The sequence below is a fragment of the Klebsiella sp. 2019SCSN059 genome, from assembly GCF_021739525.1.
Taxonomy (GTDB): domain Bacteria; phylum Pseudomonadota; class Gammaproteobacteria; order Enterobacterales; family Enterobacteriaceae; genus Klebsiella; species Klebsiella quasipneumoniae.
Genome location: NZ_JAKKOM010000088.1, coordinates 1 through 2,761 on the forward strand (window position 1 = coordinate 1; position 2,761 = coordinate 2,761).

The 2,761-nt window shown below is 59.2% G+C and carries 3 protein-coding genes and 1 pseudogene; all 4 read right to left on the reverse strand.

Annotated elements, in window-relative coordinates:
* A pseudogene (locus L2I46_RS28855) lies at positions 1-189 on the reverse strand (hypothetical protein); the annotation flags it as partial.
* Positions 190-300: 111 nt separating this feature from the next.
* Positions 301-606 (reverse strand): LysR family transcriptional regulator, encoded by a 306-nt coding sequence (locus L2I46_RS28860; protein WP_001255015.1) that lies wholly within the window; start codon positions 604-606, stop codon positions 301-303.
* Positions 607-633: 27 nt separating this feature from the next.
* Complete coding sequence (gene floR / locus L2I46_RS28865; RefSeq protein ID WP_000214121.1) at positions 634-1,848, reverse strand: chloramphenicol/florfenicol efflux MFS transporter FloR; 1,215 nt, start codon at positions 1,846-1,848, stop codon at positions 634-636.
* 216 nt (positions 1,849-2,064) lie between these two features.
* The coding region (locus tag L2I46_RS28870) for a DUF3363 domain-containing protein (RefSeq protein ID WP_227525623.1) at positions 2,065-2,761 on the reverse strand (697 nt) is incomplete at its 5' end.

Genomic DNA, 2,761 nt, shown 5'->3' on the forward strand with positions numbered 1-2,761 from the left:
TTGGAGAAATTCTTCAAATTCCCGTTGCACATAGCCCGGCAATTCCTTTCCCTGCTCTGCCATAAGCGCAGCGAATGCCGGGTAATACTCGTCAACGATCTGATAGAGAAGGGTTTGCTCGGGTCGGTGGCTCTGGTAACGACCAGTATCCCGATCCCGGCTGGCCGTCCTGGCCGCCACATGAGGCATGTTCCGCGTCCTTGCAATACTGTGTTTACATACAGTCTATCGCTTAGCGGAAAGTTCTTTTACCCTCAGCCGAAATGCCTGCCGTTGCTAGACATTGCCAGCCAGTGCCCGTCACTCCGCGGTCTTCACTGCGTGATCGAGTTGATCGACACCCGCCGTGACACGCTCCATGAAGTGCCTGCCTGCGTCTGTTAGCCGAACGCCCCGCGCATGGCGCTCAAATAGCAGGACACCAAGGTTATCCTCCAGCGCTTTCACACGCGCGCTGACGCTCGACTGGCTGATACCAAGTGCCTTGGCCGCATGCCGAAAATTCAGATGCTCGGCGACGGCGATGAACTGAACAAGGGAAATGAGCGGTATCCTGCCAGACAGGATACCGACATTCACGAGGTTTCGATGGTTAGTGCGCCGCATCGGAGCGGGCCTGCTACCAGTCGTCGGTTAGACGACTGGCGACTTCTCGGTGGCAGCCCCACGGAGCCGAAGGAGCACCAGCCCCAACGAAACCAGTACCGCCATCGCCGTGGCGTAACAGATCACGGGCCACGCTGTGTCACCGTTTAAAAGTGCCACCGCCAATGTCCCGACAATGCTGACTATCAGGCTTTGAACGCAGAAGTAGAACGCGACCGCTGATCCCGCGATGTCGTCGAACTCTGCCAAAGCGCCGTTCGCGGTAACGGACACCGTGAAGACAATACCGACCGCGACAACCCACATCGGTAGGATGAAGGTGAGGAATGACGGCGAGCCGTAAAGTTCGCCGATCCCCAACAGGACCGCTCCGCAAACAAGCAACGCCATCCCACGCGCCACGCATCCTGCGATGCCCCATCTGGCGACAAAGGACTTCGCGAAACGGGTTGTCACGATCATTACAAGCGCGACAGTGGCGAAGGCAAAGCTGAATCCGATCTCGGAATATTCCGCTTGGCCTATGAGCACACGGGTAGCCGTCGAGAAGAAGACGAAGTAGGTGCCCATACCGGCGCTAAAGCCGACAGTGTAAACCCAAAAAGCCGGACTCGCGAAGATCGGCAAGACAGATCGGCGCGTCTTGACTTGATCCAGAGGGCGGGTTTCGTGCCACCTGAAACCCGCATTTAGGAGTGCGAGCATCGCCAGTATAGCCAAAGTAATGAATATCGCCTGCCATCCCAAGAACTCGCCGATCAATGCTCCGGCGATAGGGCCGAGCGCAGGCACGAACGCCAGCATCGAACTGAAAAGGCCGTAGATGACGACACCCTCAGGACGGTTGGCATAAACGTCGCGAACCGTCGCGAACGTCGCCACCAGCATGGCCGACGCGCCCACTGCTTGAAGTAGACGGAAAGCGACAAAGGCCGGTGCAGTTGAAGACCAAGCTGCTCCCAGAGACGCAATGACGAAAGCCGTTGCGCCCGCAAGTAGAATTGGCCGTCGCCCGATTCTGTCTGAGAGCGGACCAAAAATCACCTGGCCCACGCCGAGCATCACCATATAGAGGCTCAACGTGAGTTGGATCATAGCGGGCGTCGTGTTCAGGATGCCGGGCATCGCTGGAACGACAGGGAGATAAATATCCATCGCCAGTGAAGCGAGGATGTCGAAAGGAGCCATCAGCAGCAGTGCTGCCGGCAGCGTATAGGCCCACGCGGGGCGTGTGGTGGTCATGACGAATCAACCCTCGATTAAGGAATACCGGGCGACGTCTGCTCGTCAGCAATCAGATGAGACTAGCCTTACAGAGCGCCGCAACAACAATACTGGTTGTTGCGGCTTACTTGTCTGCTGACTTGGAATTTCCCATCTGATTACTCCACGCTTACGAATATGAATTGCTACATTTTATCCGATTATCTTTTGCTTCGCAATGCGGCATGGGCGCACTCAGCGTTCCAGCCCCCTCTGCCGCCCTAACTGCCACGACACCGACCCGCCCTGCACGATGCCCATAACCTCGCGGCCGAGTTGGCGGTCGATGATCGGCCGCCACGGGACAAGGGTGAACTCATGGGATTTCTCGACCACGGCGAACTTGCCGCTCGATAGATGCACGGTTCCGGTAAACTTGCCGCTGACGCTCTCGCCGTCCGTGGCGGCGCGGAACGGCAGGCCCTTACTCAAAGCCATATCCGATCCGACGCCGGCTACCTCGCGCTCCCGCAGGATGGCGAGAAGGTTGCGCCGGTAGAAGACGCGGCTGTCCCGGCTGCGGGTGGCGTCGCCCTGTTCGATATGGTGCTCGCGGCGCTGGTCCATGGCTTCGCGGACTTGTTGCCCGAAGCCGGTTGGCGCAAGGTCGGCCGTCTCGCCGTGGATCAGCCGCCGGTCCAGCCAGGTCGCGCCGTCCGATCCGATCTGTTTGTTCAGATCGACCGGGGAAAGGACGCGAACGCTGGCCTGACTGTCTCGGCCGGCGTCATGGGCGGCGGCACGGCTGACCAGATCATCGGGGATGCGCCATTGGTCGGCGTCGATCCGCTCGACGATACCGGCCCGGCGTAGCGCCTCCAGCCGGCGCACATGGGCATCGACATAGCCCTCATAGTCGCCGCCTGGAACGCGGCACGTATAGGAAGAATAA